Origin of the sequence: Polaromonas sp. UC242_47 (genome assembly GCF_044452385.1) — a bacterium.
Taxonomy (GTDB): domain Bacteria; phylum Pseudomonadota; class Gammaproteobacteria; order Burkholderiales; family Burkholderiaceae_C; genus Polaromonas.
This window is the reverse complement of sequence record NZ_JBIOAO010000001.1, coordinates 2,834,294-2,858,489: the sequence shown is the minus strand read 5'-3', so window position 1 is coordinate 2,858,489 and position 24,196 is coordinate 2,834,294. Positions and strand designations below refer to the sequence as shown.

The 24,196-nt window shown below is 63.0% G+C and carries 21 protein-coding genes and 3 pseudogenes; 11 read left to right on the top strand and 13 right to left on the bottom strand.

The genetic code is table 11. The features are described from left to right. Positions 1 to 663: 663 nt before the first annotated feature. Positions 664 to 3,747, bottom strand: coding sequence for an efflux RND transporter permease subunit (locus ACHMXK_RS13905; RefSeq protein ID WP_397441147.1), 3,084 nt, complete (start codon positions 3,745 to 3,747; stop codon positions 664 to 666). A 22-nt stretch (positions 3,748 to 3,769) separates the two neighbouring features. Further along, positions 3,770 to 5,317, bottom strand: a complete 1,548-nt coding sequence (locus ACHMXK_RS13900) for an efflux RND transporter periplasmic adaptor subunit (protein ID WP_397441146.1) — start codon at positions 5,315 to 5,317, stop codon at positions 3,770 to 3,772. A 393-nt stretch (positions 5,318 to 5,710) separates the two neighbouring features. Here ACHMXK_RS13900 and ACHMXK_RS13895 point away from each other — a divergent pair, with 393 nt between their 5' ends. Next, positions 5,711 to 6,214, top strand: coding sequence for a GNAT family N-acetyltransferase (locus tag ACHMXK_RS13895; RefSeq protein ID WP_397441145.1), 504 nt, complete (start codon positions 5,711 to 5,713; stop codon positions 6,212 to 6,214). Between the two features lie 107 nt (positions 6,215 to 6,321). Beyond that, entirely contained in the window at positions 6,322 to 7,143 is an 822-nt protein-coding gene (locus ACHMXK_RS13890) for a hypothetical protein (protein ID WP_397441144.1), read from the top strand. A 66-nt stretch (positions 7,144 to 7,209) separates the two neighbouring features. On the opposite strand, the gene ACHMXK_RS13885 is transcribed toward ACHMXK_RS13890, so the two are convergent. The 5 genes and pseudogenes from ACHMXK_RS13885 to ACHMXK_RS13865 form a co-directional block, all read right to left on the bottom strand. Next, positions 7,210 to 7,527 (bottom strand): YnfA family protein, encoded by a 318-nt coding sequence (locus ACHMXK_RS13885; RefSeq protein WP_318409527.1) that lies wholly within the window; start codon positions 7,525 to 7,527, stop codon positions 7,210 to 7,212. Positions 7,528 to 7,555: 28 nt separating this feature from the next. After that, a complete protein-coding gene (locus ACHMXK_RS13880; RefSeq protein ID WP_397441143.1) occupies positions 7,556 to 8,749 on the bottom strand; it encodes an MFS transporter in 1,194 nt (397 codons plus the stop codon). Positions 8,750 to 8,783: 34 nt separating this feature from the next. After that, positions 8,784 to 9,521 carry an aquaporin gene (locus ACHMXK_RS13875; RefSeq protein ID WP_397441142.1) on the bottom strand — a complete coding sequence of 246 codons (738 nt, stop codon included), beginning with the start codon at positions 9,519 to 9,521 and terminating at the stop codon, positions 8,784 to 8,786. Between the two features lie 374 nt (positions 9,522 to 9,895). Further along, positions 9,896 to 10,318, bottom strand: a pseudogene (locus ACHMXK_RS13870) (ArsI/CadI family heavy metal resistance metalloenzyme); the annotation flags it as partial. A gap of 39 nt (positions 10,319 to 10,357) precedes the next feature. Continuing rightward, complete coding sequence (locus ACHMXK_RS13865) at positions 10,358 to 10,708, bottom strand: ArsR/SmtB family transcription factor (protein WP_397441141.1); 351 nt, start codon at positions 10,706 to 10,708, stop codon at positions 10,358 to 10,360. Between the two features lie 85 nt (positions 10,709 to 10,793). Here ACHMXK_RS13865 and arsC point away from each other — a divergent pair, with 85 nt between their 5' ends. The 3 genes from arsC to ACHMXK_RS13850 all read left to right on the top strand — a co-directional run bounded on the left by arsC (position 10,794) and on the right by ACHMXK_RS13850 (position 12,959). Next, entirely contained in the window at positions 10,794 to 11,225 is a 432-nt protein-coding gene (gene arsC, locus ACHMXK_RS13860) for an arsenate reductase (glutaredoxin) (protein ID WP_397441140.1), read from the top strand. Continuing rightward, positions 11,212 to 11,928, top strand: coding sequence for an arsenical resistance protein ArsH (arsH, locus tag ACHMXK_RS13855; protein ID WP_397442524.1), 717 nt, complete (start codon positions 11,212 to 11,214; stop codon positions 11,926 to 11,928). Before arsC ends, arsH begins: the two co-directional genes overlap by 14 nt. Positions 11,929 to 12,170: 242 nt before the next feature. Next, entirely contained in the window at positions 12,171 to 12,959 is a 789-nt protein-coding gene (locus tag ACHMXK_RS13850; protein ID WP_397441139.1) for a hypothetical protein, read from the top strand. A gap of 144 nt (positions 12,960 to 13,103) precedes the next feature. Here ACHMXK_RS13850 and ACHMXK_RS13845 read toward each other — a convergent pair whose 3' ends face one another. Together ACHMXK_RS13845 and ACHMXK_RS13840 are read right to left on the bottom strand one after the other, a co-directional pair. Beyond that, the gene (locus ACHMXK_RS13845) at positions 13,104 to 14,087 is read right to left on the bottom strand and encodes a tripartite tricarboxylate transporter substrate-binding protein (RefSeq protein WP_397441138.1); all 984 of its coding nucleotides are present in this window, start codon (positions 14,085 to 14,087) and stop codon (positions 13,104 to 13,106) included. Positions 14,088 to 14,118: 31 nt separating this feature from the next. Then, positions 14,119 to 15,282 carry a mandelate racemase/muconate lactonizing enzyme family protein gene (locus ACHMXK_RS13840; protein WP_397441137.1) on the bottom strand — a complete coding sequence of 388 codons (1,164 nt, stop codon included), beginning with the start codon at positions 15,280 to 15,282 and terminating at the stop codon, positions 14,119 to 14,121. A 104-nt stretch (positions 15,283 to 15,386) separates the two neighbouring features. On the opposite strand from ACHMXK_RS13840, the gene ACHMXK_RS13835 reads away from it, so the two are divergent. Then, complete coding sequence (locus ACHMXK_RS13835; protein ID WP_397441136.1) at positions 15,387 to 16,298, top strand: LysR family transcriptional regulator; 912 nt, start codon at positions 15,387 to 15,389, stop codon at positions 16,296 to 16,298. Between the two features lie 29 nt (positions 16,299 to 16,327). On the opposite strand, the gene ACHMXK_RS13830 is transcribed toward ACHMXK_RS13835, so the two are convergent. Further along, positions 16,328 to 17,215, bottom strand: coding sequence for a MurR/RpiR family transcriptional regulator (locus ACHMXK_RS13830; protein WP_397441135.1), 888 nt, complete (start codon positions 17,213 to 17,215; stop codon positions 16,328 to 16,330). A 137-nt stretch (positions 17,216 to 17,352) separates the two neighbouring features. On the opposite strand from ACHMXK_RS13830, the gene ACHMXK_RS13825 reads away from it, so the two are divergent. Together ACHMXK_RS13825 and ACHMXK_RS13820 are read left to right on the top strand one after the other, a co-directional pair. Continuing rightward, complete coding sequence (locus ACHMXK_RS13825; RefSeq protein ID WP_397441134.1) at positions 17,353 to 18,348, top strand: Bug family tripartite tricarboxylate transporter substrate binding protein; 996 nt, start codon at positions 17,353 to 17,355, stop codon at positions 18,346 to 18,348. Between the two features lie 8 nt (positions 18,349 to 18,356). Beyond that, on the top strand, positions 18,357 to 19,307 hold the full coding sequence (locus tag ACHMXK_RS13820; protein WP_397441133.1) for a succinylglutamate desuccinylase/aspartoacylase family protein: 951 nt from the start codon (positions 18,357 to 18,359) through the stop codon (positions 19,305 to 19,307). 45 nt (positions 19,308 to 19,352) lie between these two features. On the opposite strand, the gene ACHMXK_RS13815 is transcribed toward ACHMXK_RS13820, so the two are convergent. The 3 genes from ACHMXK_RS13815 to ACHMXK_RS13805 all read right to left on the bottom strand — a co-directional run bounded on the left by ACHMXK_RS13815 (position 19,353) and on the right by ACHMXK_RS13805 (position 21,869). Continuing rightward, complete coding sequence (locus ACHMXK_RS13815; RefSeq protein WP_397441132.1) at positions 19,353 to 20,741, bottom strand: CoA transferase; 1,389 nt, start codon at positions 20,739 to 20,741, stop codon at positions 19,353 to 19,355. Between the two features lie 70 nt (positions 20,742 to 20,811). Continuing rightward, positions 20,812 to 21,396 carry a nucleotidyltransferase family protein gene (locus ACHMXK_RS13810; protein WP_397441131.1) on the bottom strand — a complete coding sequence of 195 codons (585 nt, stop codon included), beginning with the start codon at positions 21,394 to 21,396 and terminating at the stop codon, positions 20,812 to 20,814. A gap of 65 nt (positions 21,397 to 21,461) precedes the next feature. After that, the gene (locus ACHMXK_RS13805) at positions 21,462 to 21,869 is read right to left on the bottom strand and encodes a GNAT family N-acetyltransferase (protein ID WP_397441130.1); all 408 of its coding nucleotides are present in this window, start codon (positions 21,867 to 21,869) and stop codon (positions 21,462 to 21,464) included. Between the two features lie 314 nt (positions 21,870 to 22,183). Between ACHMXK_RS13805 and ACHMXK_RS13800 the strand changes: the two are divergent. The 3 genes and pseudogenes from ACHMXK_RS13800 to ACHMXK_RS13790 form a co-directional block, all read left to right on the top strand. Then, positions 22,184 to 23,722 (top strand): annotated as a pseudogene (locus tag ACHMXK_RS13800) (PhoX family protein); the annotation flags it as partial. Then, a pseudogene (locus ACHMXK_RS13795) lies at positions 23,652 to 23,939 on the top strand (alkaline phosphatase PhoX); the annotation flags it as partial. The pseudogenes ACHMXK_RS13800 and ACHMXK_RS13795, both read left to right, overlap by 71 nt. Before the next feature lie 33 nt (positions 23,940 to 23,972). Next, positions 23,973 to 24,134, top strand: coding sequence for a hypothetical protein (locus ACHMXK_RS13790; RefSeq protein WP_397442582.1), 162 nt, complete (start codon positions 23,973 to 23,975; stop codon positions 24,132 to 24,134). Positions 24,135 to 24,196: the final 62 nt, after the last annotated feature.

The window sequence follows — 24,196 nt, the reverse complement described above, 5'->3', positions numbered from 1 at the left end:
GATTGCCCCTCTGTGCTTGCCCGGCATTTTGTCGTGGTGTGTCAGCCTGTTGGCCGGGGGTAGCCCGGCAGCTACTCACTTTCTTTTGCTTCGCCAAAAGAAAGTAAGCAAAGAAAAGGCGACCCCACTGTCTGCGTCCCCTGCGCTGCGCTGCGGGGCAACCTGCGGTGCTCGGTCCAACCGGGGTCGAGCTCGAACTCGCTGCGCTCAGACAATCGCTCGCCCTGATCCGGCTGGACCTGCGCTCCTCGGCGCATACAGAAGGGGTGGGGTGCGGGTACCGAAGCCGGACTCCGACGAGGACGCGCAAAGCGCATCCTCGTCTCCCCGCATCCGTATTCTTCCCCCAAGCCCGTTTGGCTGGGCCGAGGAGCGTAGGCGAAAGCGGATCAGGGCTCGCGATTGTCTGAGCCGAAGGCGAGTTCGAGCGAGACCCCGCTTTTGCCGAGCACCGCAGGTTGCCCGTAGCGCAGCGAAGGGACCCAGACAGTCGGGTCGCCTTTCTTTTCCTTAGGTTTCTTTGGCGAAGCAAAGAAAAGTAAGTCGCCCGCCGGGGCGAGACCCGGCTTGTGGGAAGAGCACGCGCCGTGCACGCTTGCACAGGCTTAGCCCGCTGGGACGAGACCCGTCTTGAAGGCGCAAAATAAAAACCATGCAGAAGCGTCACGCCACAAGCTCCTGTTTCCGCCCAAAGCGCTGCCCCATCCGGTCAAACGCCAGATAAATCACCGGTGTCGTGAACAGCGTGAGCACCTGGCTCACAATCAGTCCGCCGAAGATCGACAGGCCCAGCGGTTGCCGCAGTTCGGCGCCTTCGCCCCAGCCCAGCATCAGCGGCACGGCCGCAAACAGGGCCGCCAGCGTGGTCATCAGGATGGGCCGGAAACGCAGCAAGGCGGCCTGGTGAATGGCTTCCTGGGCGGACTTGCCCTGGGTGCGTTCGGCATCGATGGCGAAGTCGATCATCATGATGGCGTTTTTCTTCACGATGCCGATCAGCAGGATGATGCCTATGATGCCTATCACCCCCAGGTCGGAGCCGCTCATCATCAGGGCCAGCAGCGCACCGACGCCGGCCGAGGGCAGGGTGGAGAGAATCGTCAGCGGGTGGATATAACTTTCATACAGCACACCCAGCACGATGTAGACACAGATCACCGCCGCCAGGATCAGCCAGAGCTGGTTGGACAGCGAGTTCTGGTAAGCGCCGGCCGCGCCCAGAAAGGTCAGGGTCACGCTGGCCGGTAGGGCGATGTCCTTGGCGGCGCGTTTGATCTCGTCCACCGCCTTGCCCAGCGACACGCCGGGCGCCGTGTCAAAGCCCAGGGTGGTGGCCGGGTACTGCGCCACGTGGGTGATTTGCAAGGGGGCGGGGCGCTCGGTGATGGTGGCCAGTGCCGAGAGCGGCGTGGTCGTGCCCGCGCCGGTTTTCAGCTGCAGGTTGCCCAGCGAGGCCGGCGTGGTCAGCTGATCGGGCATGGCTTCGAGAATCACGCGGTACTGGTCGGTCTCGGTAAAAATGGTCGAGACGATACGCTGGCCAAAAGCGCTGTACAGCGCATCGTCGATGGATGAGGTCGTGATGGCCAGCCGCGACGCGGTGTCGCGGTCCACGGTGATGTAGGCCGAAGCGCCGCTGGAGCCGGCATCCGAGGCCACATTGCGCAGGTCGGCGAGTTCATGCATGCGCTGCGCGAGTTTGTTGGCCCATAACACCACAGTGGCATTGTCCGCACCTTCGACCGAGACGCGGAACTGCGTCGGCCCGGTTTCAGCGTCAATCGTCAAGTCCTGGGTCGGCTGCAAATACAGCGTGAGGCCGGCGATTTTGCTGACACCTTCCTTGAGCCTGTCCATGGTGGCCTGCTGGGTCCCGATGCGATCACGTTTGAGGTTGATCAACATGCGGCCGGTGTGCAGCATGGTGTTGTTGGCCGCATCCACCCCGATGAAGGAGCTCAGCGTGTCCACGTCGGGGTCTTCCAGAATGGTTTTCGCGGCGGCTTGCTGCAACTCGGCCATGCGGGCATACGAGACCGACTGCGCCGCCTCAATGCGGGCCTGCAACTGGCCGGTGTCCTGCGTGGGAAACAGGCCTTTGGGGATCAGCACATACAGCAGCACGGTCAGCAGCAGGGTGGCCAGCGCCACCAGCAGGGTGGCGCCCTGGCGTTTGAGCACCCAGGTCAGCCAGCGGTCGTAATGCCGGATCACGTCGTCGAAAAAATGCTGCAGGCGGGCGCCTAATTTGCTGCCCTGGCCTTCAGGAATATGTTTGAGCCAGCGCGCCGACATCATGGGCACCAGGGTCAGCGACACCACGGCCGAGATCAGGATGGTGATGGCCAGCGTGACGGCGAATTCGCGGAACAGCCGGCCCACGATGTCGCCCATGAAGAGCAGGGGAATCAGCACGGCGATCAGCGAAATCGTCAGCGAAATGATGGTGAAGCCGATTTGTGTGGCGCCCTTGATGGCGGCCGCCATGGGTTCTTCGCCTTCCTCGATGTAACGCGAGATGTTTTCAATCATCACGATGGCATCGTCGACCACAAAACCGGTGGCAATCGTCAGCGCCATCAGGCTCAGGTTGTTCAGGCTGTAACCCAGCAGGTACATCGCACCGCAAGTGCCTATCAAGGAAATCGGTACGGCCAGGCTGGCGATCACGGTGGCACGCAGGCTGTGCAAAAACGCAAAAATCACCAGCACCACCAGCAACACGGCCAGCAGCAGTTCGATCTCGACATGCAACACCGAGGCGCGTATGCCGGTGGTGCGGTCGCTCAGCACGTCGACCTTGAGTGCTGTCGGCAAGCCGGCCTGCAGCTCAGGCAGGCGCGCCTTGATGGCATCGACGGTGGCAATCACGTTGGCGCCGGGCTGGCGTTGCACGTTCAGGATGATGGCGGGTTTCAGGCCGCTCCAGGCGCCGAGTTTGATGTTTTCAGCGCTGTTGACGACCTGGGCGACGTCGGACACACGCACGGCGGAGCCGTTGCGAAACGCAATGATCAGGTTGTTGTAGTCCGCGGCGGCCACCAGCTGGTCGTTGGAGTTGATGGTGTAGGCACGTGTCGGGCCGTCAATGCTGCCCTTGGCGGCATTGGCGTTGGCGGTGGAAATGGCGGTGCGCAGCGTATCCAGGCCCAGCCCATAAGAGGCCAGGGCGCGGGTGTCCGCCTGAATCCGCACGGCTGGCCGCTGGCCGCCGCTGAGTGACACCAGGCCGACACCATTGACCTGGCTGATCTTGAGCGCCAGCCGGGTGTTGACGATGTTCTGCACCTCCGTCAGCGGCAAGGTGTCCGAGGTGATGGCCAGGGTCAGCACCGGGGCGTCGGCCGGATTGACCTTGGCATACACCGGCGGCGCGGGCAGGTCGGCCGGCAGCAAGGAGCCGCCGGCGTTGATGGCCGCCTGGACTTCCTGTTCGGCCACGTCCAGCGTGATACCCAAGCCAAACTGCAGCGTGATGATGGAGACCCCGGCGGCGCTGGTCGAACTCAGGCGCGACAGCCCGGCCATCTGGCCAAACTGGCGCTCCAGTGGCGCGGTCACGGTTTGTGCCATGACTTCGGGGCTGCCGCCCGGGTACAGGGTCTGGACCTGGATCGTCGGGTAGTCCACCTGCGGCAGGGCCGACAGCGGCAGAAACTTGAAGCCCACCAGGCCGGCCAGCACGATGGCCACCATCGACAGCGAGGTGGCCACCGGCCGCAGGATAAAGGGACGTGAGGGGCTCATGCGGGAAAATCCTGGCGGCCGCTCATGGCGCCGACCCGCCCTGGCGGCGTTTCTCCATCATGTCGCGCCAGCGCGCCTGGGCCGCCGGGTCGCCGCGGTCCAGCTGTTCAAAAAAGCGTTGCCGACGCTCCAGTGCCACCGGGTCGTCCTTGACCTGGTCCAGCATGCGCCGCCGCTGCTCGGCGGTCGGGCCATCGACCGGGGGCGCCGGCGTGCTGGTGGTGCTGGCCGGTGCGGGTTTGTCTGTGGCCGAGGCCGCCGCAACCGGCGCGGAAGCGGGGCCTGTCGACGCCGGCGCGGAAGCAGCCGCGGCCGGTGCGCCGGCGCCTTTCCCGGCTGGTCGCTGGCGTCTGATGCCACCCGGCGGGTCGCCCGGCAGCACCACAGATGCGCCATCCTTGAGCCGGTCCGCACCTTCGGTGATGACGCGTTCGCCTTCGTTCAGGCCGCTGCTGATGATCACTTTTTCCACCGTGGCCTGTCCGCGCTGCACGGTGCGCAGGCTGACGGTGCGATCGGCGGTGTTGACCACATACACGTAGTCGCCATTGCTGCCGTGGCGCAGGGCGGTGACCGGCACCACCACGGCATTTTCAATGGTCTTGACCTGCAGCCGCACGTTGACAAACTGGCTGGGAAACAGCAATTGCTGGTTGTTGGTAAATCGCGCCTTGGCCTTGACGGTGCCGGTGGTGGTGTCCACCTGGTTGTCCAGCGAGGCAAACACGCCGGTGTCCAGGGTGGTCGATCGGGTGCGGTCCAGCGCGATGGCTTTCATGGCGGCGCTGCCGCTGGCGTTTTGCTGCAGTGTGCCGGCCTGGTCCTGAGGCACGGCAAACACCACGTCGATCGGGCTGAGCTGGGTGATCACCGCAATGCCGTTGGTCGTGCTGGGGCTCACCACGTTGCCCACGTCCACGGTGCGCAGGCCGATACGGCCGCTGACCGGTGCCACCACCTTGGTGTAGGCCAGGTTCAGTTTGGCCGTGCCTTCGGCGGCCTTGTCCATCACCACCGTGGCTTCGAGTTGTTTGACCAGCGCCGCCTGGGTGTCGACATCCTGGCGCGCAATCGAGTCCTGGGCCAGCAGGGTTTTGAATCTCTGAAGGGTCACGCGGGCGCTGTCGAGTTGTGCTTCGTCGCGCTGGCGCTGGCCGGTGGCCTGCAACAAGGCCATTTCAAACATGCGCGGGTCTATGGTGGCCAGCAGATCACCGGCACGCACCATCTGGCCTTCCTTGAACAGGACTTTTTCCATCACGCCGGACACCTGCAAGCTCACCCTGACGGTCGCCAGCGGGGTGACGGTGCCCAGGGAGTCCAGGAAAATCGGGATGTTGGCGCGTTCGGCCGTGGCCACACCCACCGTGGTGGCCGGCGCGCTGCGCCTGCCGTTGGTCCCCGCGGCGGCACTGTCCGGGGCGGGGTTGGCCAGGCGCCAGGCCAGCCAGCCGGTGCCGGCCAGAATCAGCAGCGCCACCACACTGCCAATGATGGAGGCGCGGCGGCTTAAACGCTTGCGGGGGCTTGTAGCGGGGCCGGTGTGCGGTGTGTCGACGTTCTGGTCCATCCGTTGTCCTTGTTGCCCGCCGCGGCAACAGGGTGCCGCGGCATTTTTTTGTTTGATTGGGAGCGCTTTTCAGCAGGGTTGGCGGGACAACGCTGTCCAGCTTGTCCATTGCCCGGCCTGCTTGGCCTACGCAGAATAATTATCACTGCAAGGCCGGGTGACGATTTTGCGCGTTGGACAAGAGCGGGTAAATGTCAGGTAAAGAAAAAAAGGCGGCCAACTGGGGCGTCAGCGGGACGCACGAAGGCCGATGTTGCTATGTTGTTGATAGCTGTTTGCGTCCGTTCCGCCTGGGCCAGAGGCCAATTTGATGCATAAGCCCCGTCTGAAACCTCTGGCGCACCCACCCCATCCCTAAAATCAGGCCATTGCTTTTCATGGAAAGAACACGGCGTGACTGAACCTCTCTTGACCGACCTGCACATCTGCCAGGCCGACTACCACCACGCTGTACATGCCGAGGCGCTGGTTTTGCTGCTGGACGCGTACGCGCAAGACCCCGCCGGCGGCGACCAGCCGCTCAGCGACTTTGCCAAAAACAACCTGGTGAAAGAACTCGCCGCCCGCCCGCAAGCCTTCAGCGTGTTGGCCTTTGACGGTGCGCAGCCGGTGGGCCTGGTCAATTGCATAGAAGGTTTTTCAACCTTTGCCTGCCGACCGCTGGTTAACGTGCATGACGTGGCGGTACTGTCCAGTCACCGCGGCCGGCGTGTCGGCGAGCAGATGCTGGACCTGGTCGAACACATCGCACGCAGCCGCGGCGCCTGCAAGCTGACGCTGGAAGTGTTGCAGGGCAATGCCAGTGCGATGCGGCTGTATGAACGCGTGGGTTTTGCGGCTTACCAGTTGAACCCGGCCCTGGGCCAGGCGCAGTTTCTGCAGAAGTGGCTGGCCTGACACTAGGGCGCTGATTTATCTCCGGGCAAACGGTTTCTTTCCATCGCTTGCTGGCGCCGGTCAGGGTCGACTGTGTGCCGTCCGTCGTGCCACAACGACACTTCGGCATGCCGGTTCAGGAAGGGCTGGGCGCGAGTACCGATCTGACCTACATTGAGCCGATGAATTCGACTCTTTCTTCTTGTCTGCGCTGCGCGATGCTGGCCTTGCTGGTTGGGGCACTGGCCGTGCCCGGCATGGCCCGAGCGGCTGACGAGGCCGGGCAGGACACGCAGAAGATCTCGTACAAGTTCACCACCGGGCTGTACCGGCAGACCGGCGGCGGCCTGCCGCCGGGCCAGGGGCTGGACGTCAATTTGCGTGCGAGTTCGGATTTCGGTAATGCCTGGGTCGGCCGGTTCCGCTCGCCGGCGCTGGATGTGTCGCAAACACGCGCCGGCTGGGACCGCACGTTCCGGCTCGGGCCGGTGCGCTTCATACCTTCGATACAGCTTGCTTCCGGTGGGTTCTGGGGTGGCAGCGCTTCGTTAGAGGCGGGCAGCACCTGGTTCGCCGGACTTGGCCTGGGCCGAACCAACCTGCGCAACTACGTGAATCTCAATTTCGACCCCAACGACGCCTGGATGCTTTCTGGCGGCTACCGTTGGAGCGACAGCCACTCGCTGGCGCTGCAGATGGTGCGCGACAACCGGCTCAACCCCGACCAGCAACATGTGCACCTGGTGTACCGCATGCCCATGGCCAACGACCAGCGCCTGACGTTGGACCTGCTGTCCAAGAGGGGCCTGGTGGAGGGTGTGCCTATTCACCGCATGGGTTTGTCGGTCAGTTATGACTGGCCGACCTATTTTGTTCACCTGGCCTGGGACCCCAAGGTCAACTTCACGCCGCAAGACATGTTGCGGCTGTCGGCGGGCATGCGCTTTTAGCCGCTGCTCAGCCGCTCAGGTCAGCGATGGCGCAGTTTCTGCAGAAGTGGCTGGACTAATGGACGATTACTTCGGCTGAAAAGCGATCAAGCCCATGCCCGCCAGACTAACGGCCACCCCGGCCACATCCCAGGCGCTGGGGCGCACACCGTCCACCGCCCAGAGCCAGGACAGGGCCACGGCGATATACACCCCGCCGTAGGCGGCATACACGCGGCCGGCCGCCGCATCGTGCAGGGTCAACAACCAGGCAAACAGCGCCAGGCTCAGGCCCGCCGGCAGCAGCAGCCAGGCAGAAGCCCCTTTGCTGAGCCAGAGGTAGGGCAGGTAACAACCCACAATTTCAGCGAGCGCGGTGGCAAGGTAAAGCAGCAGTGTTTTCACGGGAAGCCTTGAAGGGATGGCGCCCAGTTTACTTTTCGGCGCGGGACGAATCACGCAACAACAACAGCGCGGCAAAACCCAGCCCGCCCAGCGCCGCTGAAAACCACAAGGCGCCGGCACCAAAACGGTCTATCGCCAGGCCAAACAGATAGGGCGAGCTGGCCTGGGCAAAGCGCGCCGGCACCATCAGCAGGCCCTGGCGCGCGCCATAGTCCTTCACGCCAAACAGCGCCAGCGGCAAGGTGCCCTTGGCAATCGTCAACACGCCGTTGCCGGCCCCATGCAACACGGTGAAGACCGCGCCCGCCGGCACACCGATGAATAAAAAAGCCATGGCCCCCAGCGTGTGCATGGCGCCGGCCAGCCGGGCCGAAACCAGCGGGTGGATGTTGCGCAGCAGCCCGTATTCCAGCAGCCGTCCGGCCACCTGCGCCGGACCGACCAGTCCGGCAAACACCAGCGCGGTCGCCAGCGGCACATCGTTGGCCTGTAACAGCCGCGGCAGGTGTGCGGCCATGGCCGTGCTGATGAACCAGGTCACGGCAAACACCAAAGCCAGCAGCACGGCCGTGCGGGTGGTGCCGGTGTCGCGCCGGTCCACCGCCGCTGTGGGTGTTGGCTGCGTGATGGGTTTGACGGGCGTTGGTGCGGGCGCGACCACAGGTGTGGCAGGCAGGCGCCAGTTCAGCGGCAACCCGACCAGCAGGTGCAGGCCGGCCCACACCAGGCAGGCCGTGCGCCAACCCCATTCGAGCTCCAGCCAGGCCGACAGCGGCCAGCCCACGGTACTGGCGAAACCGGCCAACAAGGTGATGCCGGTGATGGCGCCGCGCGCGTCCCTGCCGTAGAGGTGGACCAGCGCCGCGAAGGCGGCTTCGTACAAGCCCGCCGCCATGGCCACGCCCAGGATCATCCAGGCCACAAACAGCCCGAGCTGGCCTTGCGCCGCCGCCATGACGACCAGGCCCAGCGCAAACACCAGGCTGTTCGCGGCCAGCACCGGCCGGCCGCCATAACGGTCTATGGTTTTGCCGGCAAGCGGCCCCAGCAAGGCCGATACCACCAGCGCCACCGAGAAGCCGAGAAAGATGGTGGGTGTACTGACACCCAGATCACGCGCCATGGAGGTCGCCAGCATGGCCGGCAGGTAGTAGCTGGAAGCCCAGGCCAGGGTCTGGGCCAGGCCCAGGCTGGTGATGGTCAGTGCGCGGCTGTGTGTCATGAAGGCAGGGTCAAGCCGGCAGCGGGGCAGGCGGTCAAAGTGTTGTGTGTTCGCTGACGCTGGTGTGGTCGCCTAAAGCGCGGCTGAGCAACACGCCGACCCACGCGCCGGCGGCCTCGGCGATCATAAAGCCCGGTGCGCTGGCGGGCGCAATGCCGGCAAAGCTGTCCGACAACATACGCCCCAGCACGGCGGCCGGGTTGGCAAACGAGGTGCTGGCGGTGAACCAGTAGGCCGCGCCTATGTAGCAGGCGACCAGCGCGGAAGCTTTATTTGGCGGTGCACGCAGCACCACTAGGATCAGCCCGGCCGTGGCCACGGCCTCCGCCAGCCACTGGCCCCAGCCGCCGCGCAGTTTGCTGCTGAACTGAAGCACGTTCATGTCAAACATGGCGTGTGCCAGCCAGGCGCCTGCAACGGCCCCCAGCAATTGAGCTGCTATGAAAAATAGAGCTGCTTGCGCCCGTCCCGTCTGGGCTGGAAGCCCTTTTGACCACATAACCAGAGTCACCAGCGGATTAAAGTGGGCACCACTGACCGGGCCCAGCACCTCGATCAGCACGTAAAGCGCAAACACCGTGGCCAGGGTATTGGCCAGCAGTGCCAGCGCCAGGTTGCCGCCAGCCAGCCGCTCGGCCATGATGCCGGAGCCAATGACGGCGCAGAGCAGGGCGGCGGTGCCGACGAACTCCGCCAGGAGTTGGTGTTTTAAGTTTGGCGTGAGGGCTTGGGACGGGACGGATTGCGCCGTTTGGGATGCGGACTGGTTCATGACTGGGTCAGCGGGGACAGGTTTTGCACTCGGTCCAAAGGCTTGAGCGCGGCTTCAAACAGGATGCTGCAAGCCGAATGACGAGCGCTTGAAAAAGTGAGGTACATAGGCTGGCGGCGCATTTGTTTTACTCAGCAACACGCCAAGGTTGTATCGGCTTGATTCGCTCCTGCGAGCGGAAGGGCCGGCGCAACCCGGTTGTCGGCCAAGGTCGGATCGGGCCTGTTCCACAACTGCCCGGCAAGAGGCAGGCTGCGCAAACCCATGAAGCCCAGCATCACAATAAGTCCCATGGCGACGACCCCGAGTGTTTCCCGCACAAGCCTGGTTGTCTGATTCACAGCGGCGGGCGAGGACGAGCGCGCGTCTAACTCCTTGGCGGGTGCCGGGCCGCAGCAAGCTGGGGCTGCGCCCATTCTTGTCTGGCTGAACACGGGAATGTTGTCCAGCGTATGGAACTGCTCCCAAGCCAGGCCTTGCGGATCTGTGAGCCAGTACTTGTTGCTGCGGGCATAACAGCAGGTGGTTTCGCCTTCATCTTGTCGCGCGATGCGAGCGTGAGCGCTCTGTCGCTTCAGTACGAGCAGTTCATCGGCCGAATCAACCTGGATGCCCAAATGGTCCACGCCCAACCGATTACCACGGGTGGAAATCGCGAAGTTGACTGGCGGGTCTTCAAGCATCCATTTGGCGTAGTCAGCTTCGGTTCGGGCCGGTTGCTGATTGAACAAGGCCGAGTAAAAGGTCACATTTTTGGCCAGGTCTTCGACATGCATGTGGACGTGAAAGCGTTTCATCGCGGCTCCTTGTTGTGAATGTGAAAGACGTGCGTTGGCCTAGCAGCTGGTACAGGCGTCCGGGGTGGTGACCACGCAGGCTTCGCCCTGGCAGCAGTGCTCGGTCAGGTAGGCGAGCAAGGCATTCATCTGCTCAAAGTTGGCGCGGTAAATCAGGTTGCGGCCGCGTTGCTCGCTGCTGGCCAGGCCTGAATAGGTCAACTCCTTCAAATGAAAGGAGAGCGCGCTGGGCGCCACCTCGAGCTGTTCGGCGATGGCTCCCGGCGTCAGCCCGTCCGGCCCCGCCACCACCAGCGCACGGAAAGTACGCAGACGCTGCGCTTGCGCCAGCGCGGCCAGGGCCTTGAGGGCCGATGCTTCGTCTAGGCCGGGAAGAGTTTTTGATTTCATAATTCAAATATAATTGAATTATCGAATCAAAACAACCCTTTCCTGTTTGACTGACAGGCGGGGCCTACACAAGGAGTACAGCCACATGTCCAAGATCACGATTTATCACAACCCCCGTTGCGGCACCTCGCGCAACACGCTGGCCCTGATCCGCAACAGCGGCGCCGAGCCCGAGGTCATCGAATACCTGCTGACGCCGCCGACCCGGGAAACACTGCAGGCGCTGATCGCCCAGATGGGTATCCCGGTGCGCGAGCTGATGCGCAGCAAGGAAAAGCTCTACCCGGAGCTGCAGCTGGACCAGCCCGCGCTCAGCGACGACGCCTTGCTGGACGCCATGCTGGCCCATCCGATTCTGATCAACCGGCCGATTGTCGTGACGCCACTGGGCACGCGCTTGTGCCGTCCTTCCGAGTTGGTGCTGGACATTCTGCCCAGTCCGCAGCAGGGTGCTTTCACCAAGGAAGACGGCGAGCAGGTGATCAACGACAAGGGCGAACGTGTTGCTGGGCGCTGATCTTCCTAGTCTTGATTCGGCGCTGTTGGTGCCACCGTCGGCCAGCGCCCTTCAGGCCGACCGGCCCTCGGCACATGCGCCGCGCATCTTGTTGTTGTACGGCTCGGTGCGTGAGCGCTCCTACAGCCGCTTGCTCAGCGAAGAGGCCGCGCGTCTGCTGCGGGCCATGGGCGCCGAGACCCGTACTTTTGACCCGAGCGGCCTGCCGCAGCCCGACGACGCGCCCGACAGCCATCCCAAGGTGCAGGAGTTGCGGCAACTGGCGCAGTGGGCCGAAGGCATGGTCTGGACCTCGCCCGAGCGCCACGGGTCCATGACCGGCATCATGAAGTCGCAAATCGACTGGATCCCGCTGGCCGACGGCGCCGTGCGGCCGACCCAGGGCAAAACGCTGGCGCTGATGCAGGTCAGCGGCGGCTCGCAGTCTTTCAATGCCCTCAACCAGCTGCGCGTGTTGGGCCGCTGGATGCGCATGTTGACCATTCCCAACCAGTCGTCCGTTGCCAAAGCCTTTCTGGAGTTCGACGAGGCCGGGCGCATGAAGGCCTCAAGTTATTACGACCGCGTGGTGGACGTGATGGAAGAGCTGCTCAAGTTCACCTTGCTGACGCGGGACGTGTCGCCTTATCTGGTGGACAGGTACAGCGAGCGCAAGGAGAGTGCGCAGGCCTTGTCCCAACGGGTGAACCAGCGGTCCATCTGAGTTTTATCAGAAAAATAAGGCTCTAGCCCTTTGATGGTGGTCGCAATTAGCTATTGAATTTGTAGCATTTCGGGCGATGTCTGCGCCTATGCCGACTGAGGGCGCTTCCCTGCGCGGCCATGAAGCAGATCGTGATGCGTCTTGCGCGCGAGCAAGCGTATCTCGCTAATGGATGACGCCAGCCACGTCTGTCACCAGTTTTAAGGACGAGGCATTTATTTTTTGACCGGCTAGACTGGCCCATGCCGATCATCACCGTTACCAACGTCACCGGACCCACCTATGCGCTTGAGGCCACGGTTCCGCCCGCCGTCTCACCAACGATTTTCCGCAACCACATACGCTGGAATGTCGTGAACCCTGTGAATGGCTACATCGTTCAGCATATCCAGCGCAATGAAAAGTACTGGGTTCAGCGCCACCATCCGCGGCACCAGACCTACCAGGCGGTGTCGGTGGACGAGTACTGGGAGTGCTGGCGCGTCACGGTCGCTGCCGGCATCACGACGGTTGCCCCGATCCGGGATCTCATCAACGACAAATTCACCGTGCTCAAGGTCATGGATGCGCCCGGTGCGGACGGGGTCATGGGCCACTTTCCGGACAAGGCCGGCACGCGGGGGCGCTGGAAGCTGCGCGGCCTGGTCTATTTTGTGGCCGACCCGGGCCTTGCCATTGCCGACTGGCCGCAAGGCGGCGCACCCAGTGCGGGGATTCTTCACAGCCGGGTACGCCCGCCCATTCAGGGAAACGGCTTCGCTCGGAATCGCCAGGGCCGCCTGGGCACCGTGTTGCTGCGCCGGGAGTTTGCGGGCAACTGGGACTGGACCGCCGAAAACCCGCCAGGCCCGCCCGGCCCGGTCAACCCGATGGATGGGGCGGGTGCCCCGCCCGTTGTGACGTACAGGCCTCCAGTTGTCAGTGCCAGGAATTTCCCGACATTTGCAGGTTTTCGGAGTCGCAATATCCGGACTGACCGGGAGGCCGCGGGTGGATGGCTGCCCATCGCACGTCGGCCGCCGCACGGCTAGGCTTGCCCTTTGACGGGGAATCAGGCCTTCAGCCCTTTTGTGATGGTCATGGATAGCTATTGAATTTATAGCGAGCAGGCGCTTGCGACAGCATTGGCCTGGCCTCATCTGCAAAAAGAACTGCAGCGCATGAAGCCAGCAGGCTTATTCCGCCGTCTCGCCGGAATCCTTGATGACCTGGGTCCAGCGCTCCATTTCTGCTTGAACAAATGCCTTGTGGCCGGCTGGGGCGAGTCTCGCGTCCGTGACAATCCGCAAGCCGAGGGCTTCCTGGCGTTTGATCAGGTCTGGGTCCTTCAAGGCCGCTTTGAGTGCCGCATTCAAGCGCGCCAACACCTCGGGCGGCGTGCCACGTGGCGCGTAAAGCCCGTGCCACACCGTCACATTGAAGCCCGGCAGGCCCGCCTCGGCCAGTGTCGGTGTCTGGGCCAGCGCCGGCAAGGCAAGGCGGTCCGTGCTGCTGACGCCATACACCTTGACCTTTTTGCCTTCGATCTGCGGCACGGCGTTGGTCGCCTGTTCACACATCAGGTCCACCTGAGCGCCTATCAGGTCCGTCATGGCCGGGGCGGTCCCCTTGTAGGGCACCGTGGTCATTTTGGACTTCAGCGCGTTTTGCAGCATCAGCCCGCAAAGGTGGGAGGCCGAGCCTACGCCGGCATTGGCGAGGTTCACACGCCCATCAGCATCTGCAATCCACTTCCGCAGCTCACTCAGATTGCTGGCGGTCAGCGTCGTTCTGCCTATCAGCACGGACGGCGCTTCGTTGATCAGGCCCAGATACTCGAAGTCGCTCAGCGTGTTGTAGGGCAATTTTTTATAAAGGGCCGGCGCGGTGGCCAGACCAATGTGGTGAACCAGCAGCGTGTAGCCGTCGGGCTTGGCACGTGCGACGCGGGCTGCGCCAATGGTTCCGCCGGCGCCCGCGGTGTTGTCGACAATGACGGTTTGGCCCAGCGGTTTACGCAGGGCTTCCGCGAGATCGCGGGCGATTTTGTCGCTGGGGCCACCTGCCGCGAAGGGCACGACCAGGGTCACCGGTTTGTCGGGAAACTGGGCCCAGGCCGCATGGGTCCATGCGGCCAGGCCGGCCCCTGCGATCAGCAGATGTCGCTTGAGATTTTTCATGTTTTTGTCTCCTGTGTAGTTGTCGGAAGAATCAGGCCGAGAGCGCGCGCATCTGGGCGTAGAGGTCGGCTTTGCCTTCAAAACCTATGCCTGGCAGTTCTGGCAAGGTGACGTGGCCGTCGATGACCTTCACACCATCGGGGAAGCCGCCGTAAGGCTGAAACAGGTCGGGATAACTCTCGTTGCCACCGAGGCCCAGGCCGGCGGCGATGTTGAGGGACATCTGATGCCCGCCGTGCGGGATGCAGCGCGATGGCGACCAGCCAAATTGTTTGAGGACCTCCAGGGTGCGCAGATATTCGACCAGGCCGTAGGAAAGCGCGCAGTCGAACTGCAGCCAGTCGCGGTCGGGGCGCATGCCGCCATGACGCAGCAGGTTGCGTGCGTCCTGATGCGAGAACAGGTTCTCGCCGGTCGCCATAGGTCCGGGATAATATTCAGAGATCGCGGCCTGCAGCGAATAGTCGAGCGGGTCGCCGATCTCCTCGTACCAGAACAGCGGGTACTCGCGCAGCATCTTGGCATAAGCGATGCCGGTCTCCAGGTCGAAGCGGCCGTTCGCGTCCACCGCGAGTTGTGCTTCGGAGCCGATCTCTTTCAGCACCGCTTCGATGCGGCCTTTGTCCTCGGCGAGCGAGGCACCGCCGATTTTCATTTTCACGACGTTGTAGCCGCGATCCAGGTAGCTGCGCATTTCCGCGCAAAGTGCACTGTTGTCCTTACCGGGGTAGTAATAACCGCCGGCCGCATAAACGAAAACGCGCGGATTCGCCTCTCTGTCGTTGCGTTCGGCCAGCATGCGGAACAGCGGCTTGCCTTCGATCTTGGCGACCGCGTCCCAGATCGCCATGTCGATGGTGCCGACAGCGACGGAACGTTCGCCATGCCCACCCGGTTTTTCGTTGCTCATGACCGAGGCCCACACCTTGGCGGGATCGATGTTGGCGCCTGTTTCGTTGAGCAAACTCTCGGGTGCCGCCTGGAGGATGCGGTCGCGAAAGCGCTCACGGATCAGCCCTCCCTGTCCGTAACGGCCGTTGGAGTTGAAGCCGTAACCGACGATCGGTTTGCCGTCCCGAATCACGTCCGTGATCACGGCCACCAGGCTCAATGTCATCTTGCTGAAGTCGATGTAGGCGTTGCGGATGGGCGAACTGATGGGGACTGTTTTTTCTCTGATCTCGACGATTTTCATGTTTGCTTCCGTGAAGGGATGGACTCGGATCGTTATGATCGCCAAGACCGCTGCATTTGACCAATGCTGTTTTTTTTCTCTTCAATGCTTTCAAGGCACTGGGCATGAACGTCTCCTGGCTCGAAGATTTTTTGGTGCTGGCGACGACTGGCAATTTTTCCCGCGCCGCAGATGAGCGCCACATGACCCAACCGGCTTTCGGCCGTCGGGTGCGGGCGCTGGAGGAGTGGATAGGCACCGAGCTTTTTGACCGAAGTTCACAGCCCGTTCGCCTGACAGAGGCGGGGCAGTGGTTCCACGGCGTGGCGCATGATTTGCTGGCCCAGGTGGCCCGTGTACCGGGCGAGGCCCGGGCCGTGGCCGAGGCCAGTTCGAATTCGCTTCGTTTTGCGGCCACACATGCCTTGTCGTTTACCTTCATGCCGGGCTGGTTGCGCAGTTTCGAGGCGCACACCATGGCCGGCACCATCCAGCTGGAGTCCGATGTGTTGCTGCGCTGCGAGGCCTTGCTGGAGCAAAGCAAGGTGCAGTTTGTGGTGTGCCATGCGCATCCCCAAGCGGTCGGCCGGCTGCAGTCGGATGGTTATCCCTCGGTGAAGATAGGCGCGGATGTTCTCGTGCCAGTCACCGCCGTGGATTCCGCTGGCCATCCGGTGCACACGCTTCAGGCCGGCAAGGCGGCGGTCCCGCTTCTGAGTTACAGCGCCGAGTCGGGTCTTGGGCGCCTTTTGCGCGAAACACGGCTTGACGCCTTGGAGAACGTGTCAACACAGACCGTGTTCACCGCCCATCTGGCATCGGTGCTCAGGACCATGGTGCTGGACGGACGCGGCGTGGCCTGGTTGCCGCAGACCCTCATTCAGGACGACCTGGCCAGTCACCGTGTTGTCCAGGCAGGCGTGGGAGACTTGTGCATAGAACTCGAAATCAGGCTTTTCCGATCGCGCAATGCGATGGGGCGTGCAGCAGAGGCCTTGTGGGACGCCGTCGTGGGGGCTGGCGCCGCTGCCGCGTGATGGTGAGCCTAAGACCGAGGTTCAAGCAGTCAGCGGGCTGAGAGGGGCTTGCGCGCAGGTTTGGCCGCGTCCTTCCAGTGCCGCTCCCAGAGGGCATCGCCGCGTTCGAGGGCGGCGCCCATTTCTTTCTTGCGGCGCTGCGCCACCGCCGTGATCAGCGCATTGCAAACCGACAGCGCCGCCGTGTACGAATCGAAGGGTGACGCGCTGGAGGTGCGCACCAGCAGCAGGTGATTCGCCGAGGCGGCCGTGGCTGCGGTCGGCCCGTCGGTGATCACGACCACCTTCGCCCCCTTGTCGCGGAAATACTTGGCCGCACGTGTGATGGCCAGCGAGTGGCGCCTGAAGGTGGGGGTGAGCAACACGTCGTTTTCATCTATCCAGAGCAACTGGTCTTCGAGCTGCAGCGGGCTGGACGAGGTCATGAGCCGCACATCGGGCAGGCACAGGTTCAGGTGCAGCGCCAGGTGGCTGGCCATAGCGGCGCCGTGTCTTTGCCCGAGCACATGCACGCGCACCTTGCGCTGCGTGAGCAGCCGTACCGCGCCTTCGAAGGCCGCCACGTCCAGCGACGCGAAGGTGGCACTGAGGTTGTGCTGGTCGTGCAGCAGCGCGTTGGCCAGGCAGGAGCGGATGGAGCTGTCGTCGTTGATCACGGCGTCCGCGCGTGTGGCGGGCGAGGCCAGCAGGGCGGTCACCTCCAGGCGGGCTTCCATTTGCGCCTCGGCGTAACTGTTGTAGCCCAGCTTGGCGAGCAAGCGCACCACGGTGGACGCGCTGGTCTCCACTTGTTTGGCAAGGCTGGTGGCAGAGGCGAGCAGGCCCTGAGGGTGGTGTGCCTGTAGTTCCTCAATCAGGCGTTGCTCGCTCTTGGTGAGCTTCTTGCCGTAAGTCGAGATGCGTTGGTTCAGGTTCATGGTGGCAAGGCCTTCTGCACGCGGCGTCTGGTACAGCTCATTTATGACAGAAATATTGCATACATAATAATTTTTGCAATAATCCATGCATTATGCCGATCCGGCTTTGCAAGCTCTCTACGCACAAGGACCATCTCATGAGCCCCACCAACGCAGTTCCTACCCTCCGGCGACGTGAAATTCTCGGCGCCGGATTGACGGCCTTGTTGCCCTTGGGCGCGCATGCCCAGGCTTACCCTTCGCGGCCGATCACGCTGGTTGTGCCGTTTCCGGCCGGCGGCTCGGTGGACCTGATCGCGCGGCTCTATGCCGAACCGCTGTCCAAGGCGTTGGGTACGCCAGTGGTTATCGACAACCGCGGTGGCGCCGGAGGATCGATTGCCAGCGCGCAAGTCGCACGCGCCAAGCCGGACGGCTACACCCTGGTTGTGTCCTCGCAGAGTTCGCACCTGGCCAACCCGCTGACACAAGCCAACCCGGGCTACGATCCGATCAAGGATTTCCTCTCCATCAGCCAACTTTCCCGCTCCATCAACGTCTTGCTGGTGAACCCGGCGGTGCCCGCGAAAACCTTCAAGGAGTTTGTCGCGCTGGTGAAGGCGCGCCCCGGCGAACTCAACTTCTGCAGCGCGGGGCCAGGCAGCATGGGCCAGCTCAATGTCGAGTTGATGAAGTCGCTGCTGCAGCTCAATGCCACGCACGTGCCTTACCGTGGCGGTGGTCCGCTGGTCACCGCCTTGATCGCGAACGAGGTGCAGTTCGGCCTCGACAACCTCGCACCCTTCCTGCCGCACGTCCAGTCCGGCAAGCTGCGCGCGTTGGCCGTGGCTGCGCCTACCCGCGTTGCCGCGCTGCCCGATGTGCCGACCTTCGCGGAGCTGGGTTATCCGGTGCTCAACACCACCTCATGGATCGGCCTGGCCGCACCCGCCAAAACGCCGCCCGAGGTGATCGCCGCCCTGCACAAGGCGGTGCGTTCGGTGGCCGAGCAGCCGGTCATGGTGGAGGGGCTGCTGTCGCGCGGCTCACTGCCGCCCGAGGCGCAGTCGCCCGCTCAGTTCACTGCCATGATGGCGGAGCGGCTGGTGGTCTACGGCGAAATGGTCAAACGCGCCGGCATACGCGGCGAGTGAGTGAAGACATGACCCCAACATCGTTCGCCCCCGACACCGCGCCGCTCGAGGTGTTGCCACGTGACATCTCGGCTTACCGGCAAGGCAACACTGGCATAGCCTACGTGCACCGCTTCGAATCGGGTCGACCCGGGCCGCATGTGCTGGTCAATGCACTGACACATGGCAACGAGATTTGCGGCATGGTGGCGGCCACCCACCTGCTGGATACCGGTTTGCGCCCAAAGATAGGCACGTTGACCGTGAGTTTTGCGCATGTGGAGGCCTACAACGCCTTTGACATCAACCGGCCTTACGAGAACCGCCAGCTGGTGCACAACCTGAACCGCATCTGGTCGAAAGAAATGCTGGACGGTCCTGAGCAAAGCCCCGAGCTGCGCCGCGCGCGCGAGTTGCGGCCGGTGCTGGACGCCGCCGACTACGTGCTGGACATTCATTCCACGCGTGCGCCGGTACAGCCTTTCTGGGTCTATCCCGAGTTCGATCGCAATGGCCGCCTGGCGCAGGCGGTCGGCAACCCGCTGGTGCACCTGGTCATGCCCGTAGGCTGTGCACCCGGCACGGGTGTCAACGGCTACGGCCGCCACGGCGAGGCGGGCGATGAGGGTGGCGCGCTGGTGGTGGAGTGCGGCCAACATTTCAGCCAGTCGGCTGCCGACCTGGCCACAGACGTGTCGCTGCGTTTTCTGGCGCACCTGGGGCTCATCGATCCAGCGCCAGATGCCGTGGCGCCCGAAGCCGCGCGCCGCTTCCGGCTGCTGGAGGTCCACATGGTGACATCCGAGAGTTTCGCGTTCACAAGGCCCGTGATCGGCTTCGAGACCTTCAACAAGGGCGAACTGATTGCGGTCGACGCGGGCAAAGAAATCCGCTCACCCTGCGACAACTGCACGATTTTCATGCCTACCCGTGAACCGGTGGTCGGGCGAGAAGGCGTGTACCTGACCGTGCAAATCTGAGCCACTGCAATCCGAGTTCGACACAGGCCCGGCGTGTTGCCTAGGCTAAGGCCAGGCGGGTGCACTGCTTCCAGGTGGCATAGAGGGGTGCACCCACTTGGCAGGCGTGCGCGCTAGTTGCGCACTGTGGCGCACTGCGCACAACGCACCAAATCCGGAGGGGGAGACTTCAAGATAGGGGGCCATAGGGGGTCTTACCGCGGCCAAGCCGCCGGGCACACGCCCGAGATTGCGGAGCCATTGCCCTGTTTGCGCCAACGATACCTGCACATGCCAACTGCCGCCTTCACGTTGCTGGCGCCACAGCGCCGCCGCAGCACCAAACGCAATCAGATAGCCCGTCGCCTCATCCAGAATCTGCATGGGTAGAGGTCGTGGAAGGCCATCTCCGGTCGCCTGTCCTTCGGCATGGTTGAAACCCATGGCCGTTTGCACCAGTGAGTCAAAACCACGCCGGTCCGCCCACGGGCCTTGTGTGCCATAAGCTGAGAGCGAAACATAGACGATGCCTGGGCGCAATCGCGCCATGTCTTCGATGCCGTAGCCCAGGGCCTTTAGTCCTCCGGGTCGATAACCTTGCACAAAGACATGCGTATCGCCAAGTAGCCGCTCTAAAGCTGCGCGGCCCTGGGCCGTGCGCAAGTCCGCATGGGCGGATAGTTTTCCGCGGCTGGTGTCCGCGATGGCATCAATGTTGGGCAAGTTCGGTGAGTTGATCAGCATCACATCGGCGCCATAAGCCGCCAGTGCGCGACCACCGACAGGTCCAGCAAGAATGCGCGTCAAGTCGAGAACGCGCACGCCGCTCAGTGGCAACGCGTCATCGCGCAGCGGCGGCAACGTGAGAGGTGCTGCATCCTGGGGGGCGCCGATGCGCTCGATGGTAAAAAGCGGTTGGGTGCGCAAGGCCAGTCCCTGCGGGGTGGCATCCCACGCATCAAAACTGCGCAAAGCGGTCACCACCAGATGTTGTTTCGCTGCGGCTTCCTCAAAGTCGCGCGCACGCCAGCTAAGCAAGGCCTTTTCGGCGTCTTGGCGTTGTGCGGTCGCCGGATTCAGTCCCAGCAAAAGCAGGGCGCCCTCGCGATGGTGCGCAAAGTTGGTGTGGATCCGAACATAGCCATCGGCGCAGCGGTACAGGCCAGAAAATGCGTCCCAGGCTTCCGGCGTCTGGCCGTCAAGGCTGAACCAGCCTGTGCACTCGATGGCCGCATGAGCCATCTCGACAGCCACGCGCTGACGGGCGGAGCCACGCTGGTGGCCGACCTCACACGCGGCCAGAGCCGCCGCGGCAATGGTGCTTTGTGCCGCAGCGCCCACGCGAAAGGAGGAGGGGAACACGGGGTCTGCGCCAGAAAGCGCAGCGAAAGCCAGGGCTTCGGGCGGCAATTGGGCGGCTCGCCACAAGTCCTCTAGGATGTTGTGTGGAGTCATGCGGCTAGCTTATCAAAATCTGTTTTGCCTTCAACCATGACGAGGCGCTTGCCGACAGCGGGCGCCTGCGTCAGGCCGGAAGCACGCAGACTTTCGGCCATCGTTCCTTGAACCGTTTCACCGACATTCGCTGGCGGTAGGTTTCAACACTTGCACGGAGCGGATTGTGTCGCACCTGGAGATTGAATAAATCGTCGAGTCCGTGCGGTGCCACGACGCTTATCGAGTCGTCAGGGTTCAGCATGACCCCCACACAAGTCGCGTACTCCGGCCAGGTTGCAACACCTTCTTCCAGCGACTGGAGTGGCTTGACGACCTGGCCCAGATGCGTCGCTAACCATTGATGCACCAAAGCCTGATTGGTGACCTCCCAGCGAATCTCCGGCAGACACAGGGCAAGCGTTCTTTCAAGAGCCCTGTCGTTCTTGATGTTCACCGCCGATGCGTCGAAGTACACCACGTCCATGTCCTCAAGTGGCGAGGGTTCCTCAAACGCATGCAGGGTGTCCCACACCAGGGTCCGGACGGCCCCGGCGCCTATGCACCATGCATCGAGCTTGAGTTCGCGGACCGCCGACAGTGCGTCCATCAAGCGGACCGATTCACGCACCATCGCAACGAGACGTTGGCTGAGTTCGGGCTGGGTTTCACGCATGCAGGTGGTTGAAATGGAATGTGTCGTTGACGGATCACTGTAGGGCGGCCGCAGCCCGCAGACCGTCAATGTTCGGTGCCCGCATATATCCACATCGACTCAGTGTGGCCCGCTCGCTCGAAGCCGAGTTGCTTGTAGAACTCCACCGCACGCCCGTCGGCGGTCAGCATCAGTTGATGAAAGCTCCCGTACTTCTTCAGGAAGGTTTGCATCATTTTTCTTCCAATGCCATGTCCGTGAAGGCGAGGGAGGACCAGCATGTGGGGAAAGTAGACGACGAGGTGCCCATCGGAAATGGCGGTGCCCAGCCCGACAAGCTCTCCCGAGACACGCGCCGTGACGAGGGCATGCGAACCTCTCAAGGCCGCCAGAAGCTGAGCGGGCTTTTCAGCGGATGACCACGCATTGGCTCGATAAAGCTTCAGCACCTCTTCTTCACCGATCGTGTCATTCAGGGTAATGTCTACATCCACAGTTGTCTCCTTTGCGCGCAGCCCTCGAGTTTGTCGCGGGCGATGAATTTGAAATCAATCATATCGTCAGCAGTTCCAACTGCTTGCGCAGCCAACTTGTCGGCATCGTTCGTGATCCCCAAACAGGGATATACGATTTTCTTAGGCCATTTAGGTCGCCAGCCCAATAATGGCGGGCGCAAGAAGCTATCTATTTAGTAGCGAGAGAATGCCCGCAACCGGCTGTCATCAAACTGCCATGAAACCGACATGAACACGTCACCCCCGGCTTTCAGAATCACGCCATCAATCAAAAACACGATGGAGAGTGATTCATGGGTCAAGGGTTCGGCAAGGCTTACGAGCCGGAAAACGGCGTCAACACGGCGCCCAATCCGTCTATTCACGAGATAGACGGCGAGCGCCGCCATGTGCTGCGCTGTACGACGGCCGCGGTGGCCTTGCTGATGGGCTCACACACCTTGAGCGCCAGCGCAGCCAGCGCCGCCAAAGGCCGGCCACTGGGTTTCAGCAGCGTGCCGGTGTCTGTTGCCGATACGCTGGTGGTCCCGCCTGAATACGAGGCCCAGGTCTTGTACCGCTGGGGCGATGCCACCGGGATTGCCGGCGCGGCGACACCGGCCTTCAGCGCCGATGCGTCGAACAACTGGCAGGAGCAAGTGCTGCAGGCCGGCATGCACCACGACGGCATGGAATATTTCCCGCTCGACAAGAACCCGCGCCACGGCCTGCTGGCCATCAACCACGAATACACCGACGACGGGCTGCTGCACAGCGACGGCATGAAAACCTGGACGCCGGAAAAAGTCCACAAGTCGCAAGCCGCCCACGGCGTCAGCGTGGTGGAAGTGGTGGAACGCGGCGGTGTCTGGCGGGTGATGCCCAACTCGCGTTATGCGCGTCGTATCACGGCTGCCACACCGATGGCGTTCAGCGGCCCGGCGGCCGGCCATGCCTTGCTGAAAACGGCGGCTGACCCGAGTGGCATGCGGCCTCTGGGTACCCTGAACAATTGCGCGGCCGGCCAGACGCCCTGGGGCACGTTTTTGACCTGCGAGGAAAACTGGAACGGTTATTTCTCGGCGCAGGCCAAACCGGATCCGGACGAGTTGCGGTACGGCATGCGGCCTCAGGGTTTTGGTTACCGCTGGCATGAGTTTGATACGCGTTTCGACGCCGTGAAAACACCTAACGAGCCGCACCGTTTTGGCTGGGTGGTGGAGATTGATCCGCAGGACCCGACGCAGACCCCGATCAAACGCACGGCATTGGGGCGCCTAAAACACGAAGGCGCTACCAGCACCTTGACGCGTGACGGCCGCGCCGTGGTCTACATGGGCGACGACGAGCGTTTTGAATACATCTACAAGTTTGTCAGCCGTGACAAGGTCAAGCCCGGCGGCTACCGCGCCAACAAGGACTTGCTGGACCACGGCACCTTGTACGTGGCGCGTTTTGACCCACAGGGTTACGGCCGCTGGTTGCCGCTGGTGCATGGCGAAGAGGGCCTCACCGCCGCCAATGGCTTTGCCGGCCAGGCCGAGGTGCTGGTCAAGTGCCGCCAGGCAGCTGATGCCGTAGGCGCCACCAAGATGGACAGACCCGAGTGGGTGGCGGTGCATCCCAACACCGGCGAGGTGTTTGTGACCCTGACCAACAACAGTGCACGTGGCCAGAACGGCACCGGCCCGGACGCGGCCAATCCGCGTAACGACAACATCATGGGCCACATCATTCGCTGGCGCGAAGGCAAGGGTCAGGGCGTTGCAGGCGGCACACCCGATGGTGACGCCAGTGCGACCGAGTTCCGCTGGATGCACTTTGCGCTGGCCGGCGACCCCAACGCCGGCAAGGCCGAGTACCGCGGCACCATCAAGGGTGACATGTACTGGCAGCCCGGACGGCTTGCAGTTCGACGCCAGCGGCCTGCTCTGGATACAGACCGACGTGTCAACCTCGGTCATGCACAAGGGCGCCTATGCCAGCATGGGCAACAACATGATGTTGTGCGCCGACCCAAGCACCGGCGAGACCAAACGTTTCCTGACCGGGCCGGCCGGTTGCGAAATCACCGGCGTGACCTTCACACCGGACCGCCGCGCGGTGTTTATCAACATCCAGCACCCCGGAGAAACCGCCAGCGAACGCAGTGACCCGGCCCAGCCGAAAGCGGTGAGCCAGTGGCCCGACGGCCCGGCCGGCGGCCGGCCGCGTTCGGCCACCGTGGTCATCCGGCGCAAGGATGGCGGTGCGGTCGGCACCTAGTTTTTTTGAATGTTTAGCCCCTGTCCAGGGGCTTTTTTACAGCTTTTTCTGAATCTGGTTTT

Coding starts and splice junctions, on each gene's coding strand:
- ACHMXK_RS13905 (WP_397441147.1), bottom strand. CDS start 3,747: ATGAGCCCCTCACGTCCCTTTATCCTGCGGCCGGTGGCCACCTCGCTG.
- ACHMXK_RS13900 (WP_397441146.1), bottom strand. CDS start 5,317: ATGGACCAGAACGTCGACACACCGCACACCGGCCCCGCTACAAGCCCC.
- ACHMXK_RS13890 (WP_397441144.1), top strand. CDS start 6,322: ATGCCGGTTCAGGAAGGGCTGGGCGCGAGTACCGATCTGACCTACATT.
- ACHMXK_RS13880 (WP_397441143.1), bottom strand. CDS start 8,749: ATGACACACAGCCGCGCACTGACCATCACCAGCCTGGGCCTGGCCCAG.
- ACHMXK_RS13875 (WP_397441142.1), bottom strand. CDS start 9,521: ATGAACCAGTCCGCATCCCAAACGGCGCAATCCGTCCCGTCCCAAGCC.
- ACHMXK_RS13865 (WP_397441141.1), bottom strand. CDS start 10,708: ATGAAATCAAAAACTCTTCCCGGCCTAGACGAAGCATCGGCCCTCAAG.
- arsC (WP_397441140.1), top strand. CDS start 10,794: ATGTCCAAGATCACGATTTATCACAACCCCCGTTGCGGCACCTCGCGC.
- ACHMXK_RS13850 (WP_397441139.1), top strand. CDS start 12,171: ATGCCGATCATCACCGTTACCAACGTCACCGGACCCACCTATGCGCTT.
- ACHMXK_RS13845 (WP_397441138.1), bottom strand. CDS start 14,087: ATGAAAAATCTCAAGCGACATCTGCTGATCGCAGGGGCCGGCCTGGCC.
- ACHMXK_RS13840 (WP_397441137.1), bottom strand. CDS start 15,282: ATGAAAATCGTCGAGATCAGAGAAAAAACAGTCCCCATCAGTTCGCCC.
- ACHMXK_RS13835 (WP_397441136.1), top strand. CDS start 15,387: ATGAACGTCTCCTGGCTCGAAGATTTTTTGGTGCTGGCGACGACTGGC.
- ACHMXK_RS13830 (WP_397441135.1), bottom strand. CDS start 17,215: ATGAACCTGAACCAACGCATCTCGACTTACGGCAAGAAGCTCACCAAG.
- ACHMXK_RS13825 (WP_397441134.1), top strand. CDS start 17,353: ATGAGCCCCACCAACGCAGTTCCTACCCTCCGGCGACGTGAAATTCTC.
- ACHMXK_RS13820 (WP_397441133.1), top strand. CDS start 18,357: ATGACCCCAACATCGTTCGCCCCCGACACCGCGCCGCTCGAGGTGTTG.
- ACHMXK_RS13815 (WP_397441132.1), bottom strand. CDS start 20,741: ATGACTCCACACAACATCCTAGAGGACTTGTGGCGAGCCGCCCAATTG.
- ACHMXK_RS13810 (WP_397441131.1), bottom strand. CDS start 21,396: ATGCGTGAAACCCAGCCCGAACTCAGCCAACGTCTCGTTGCGATGGTG.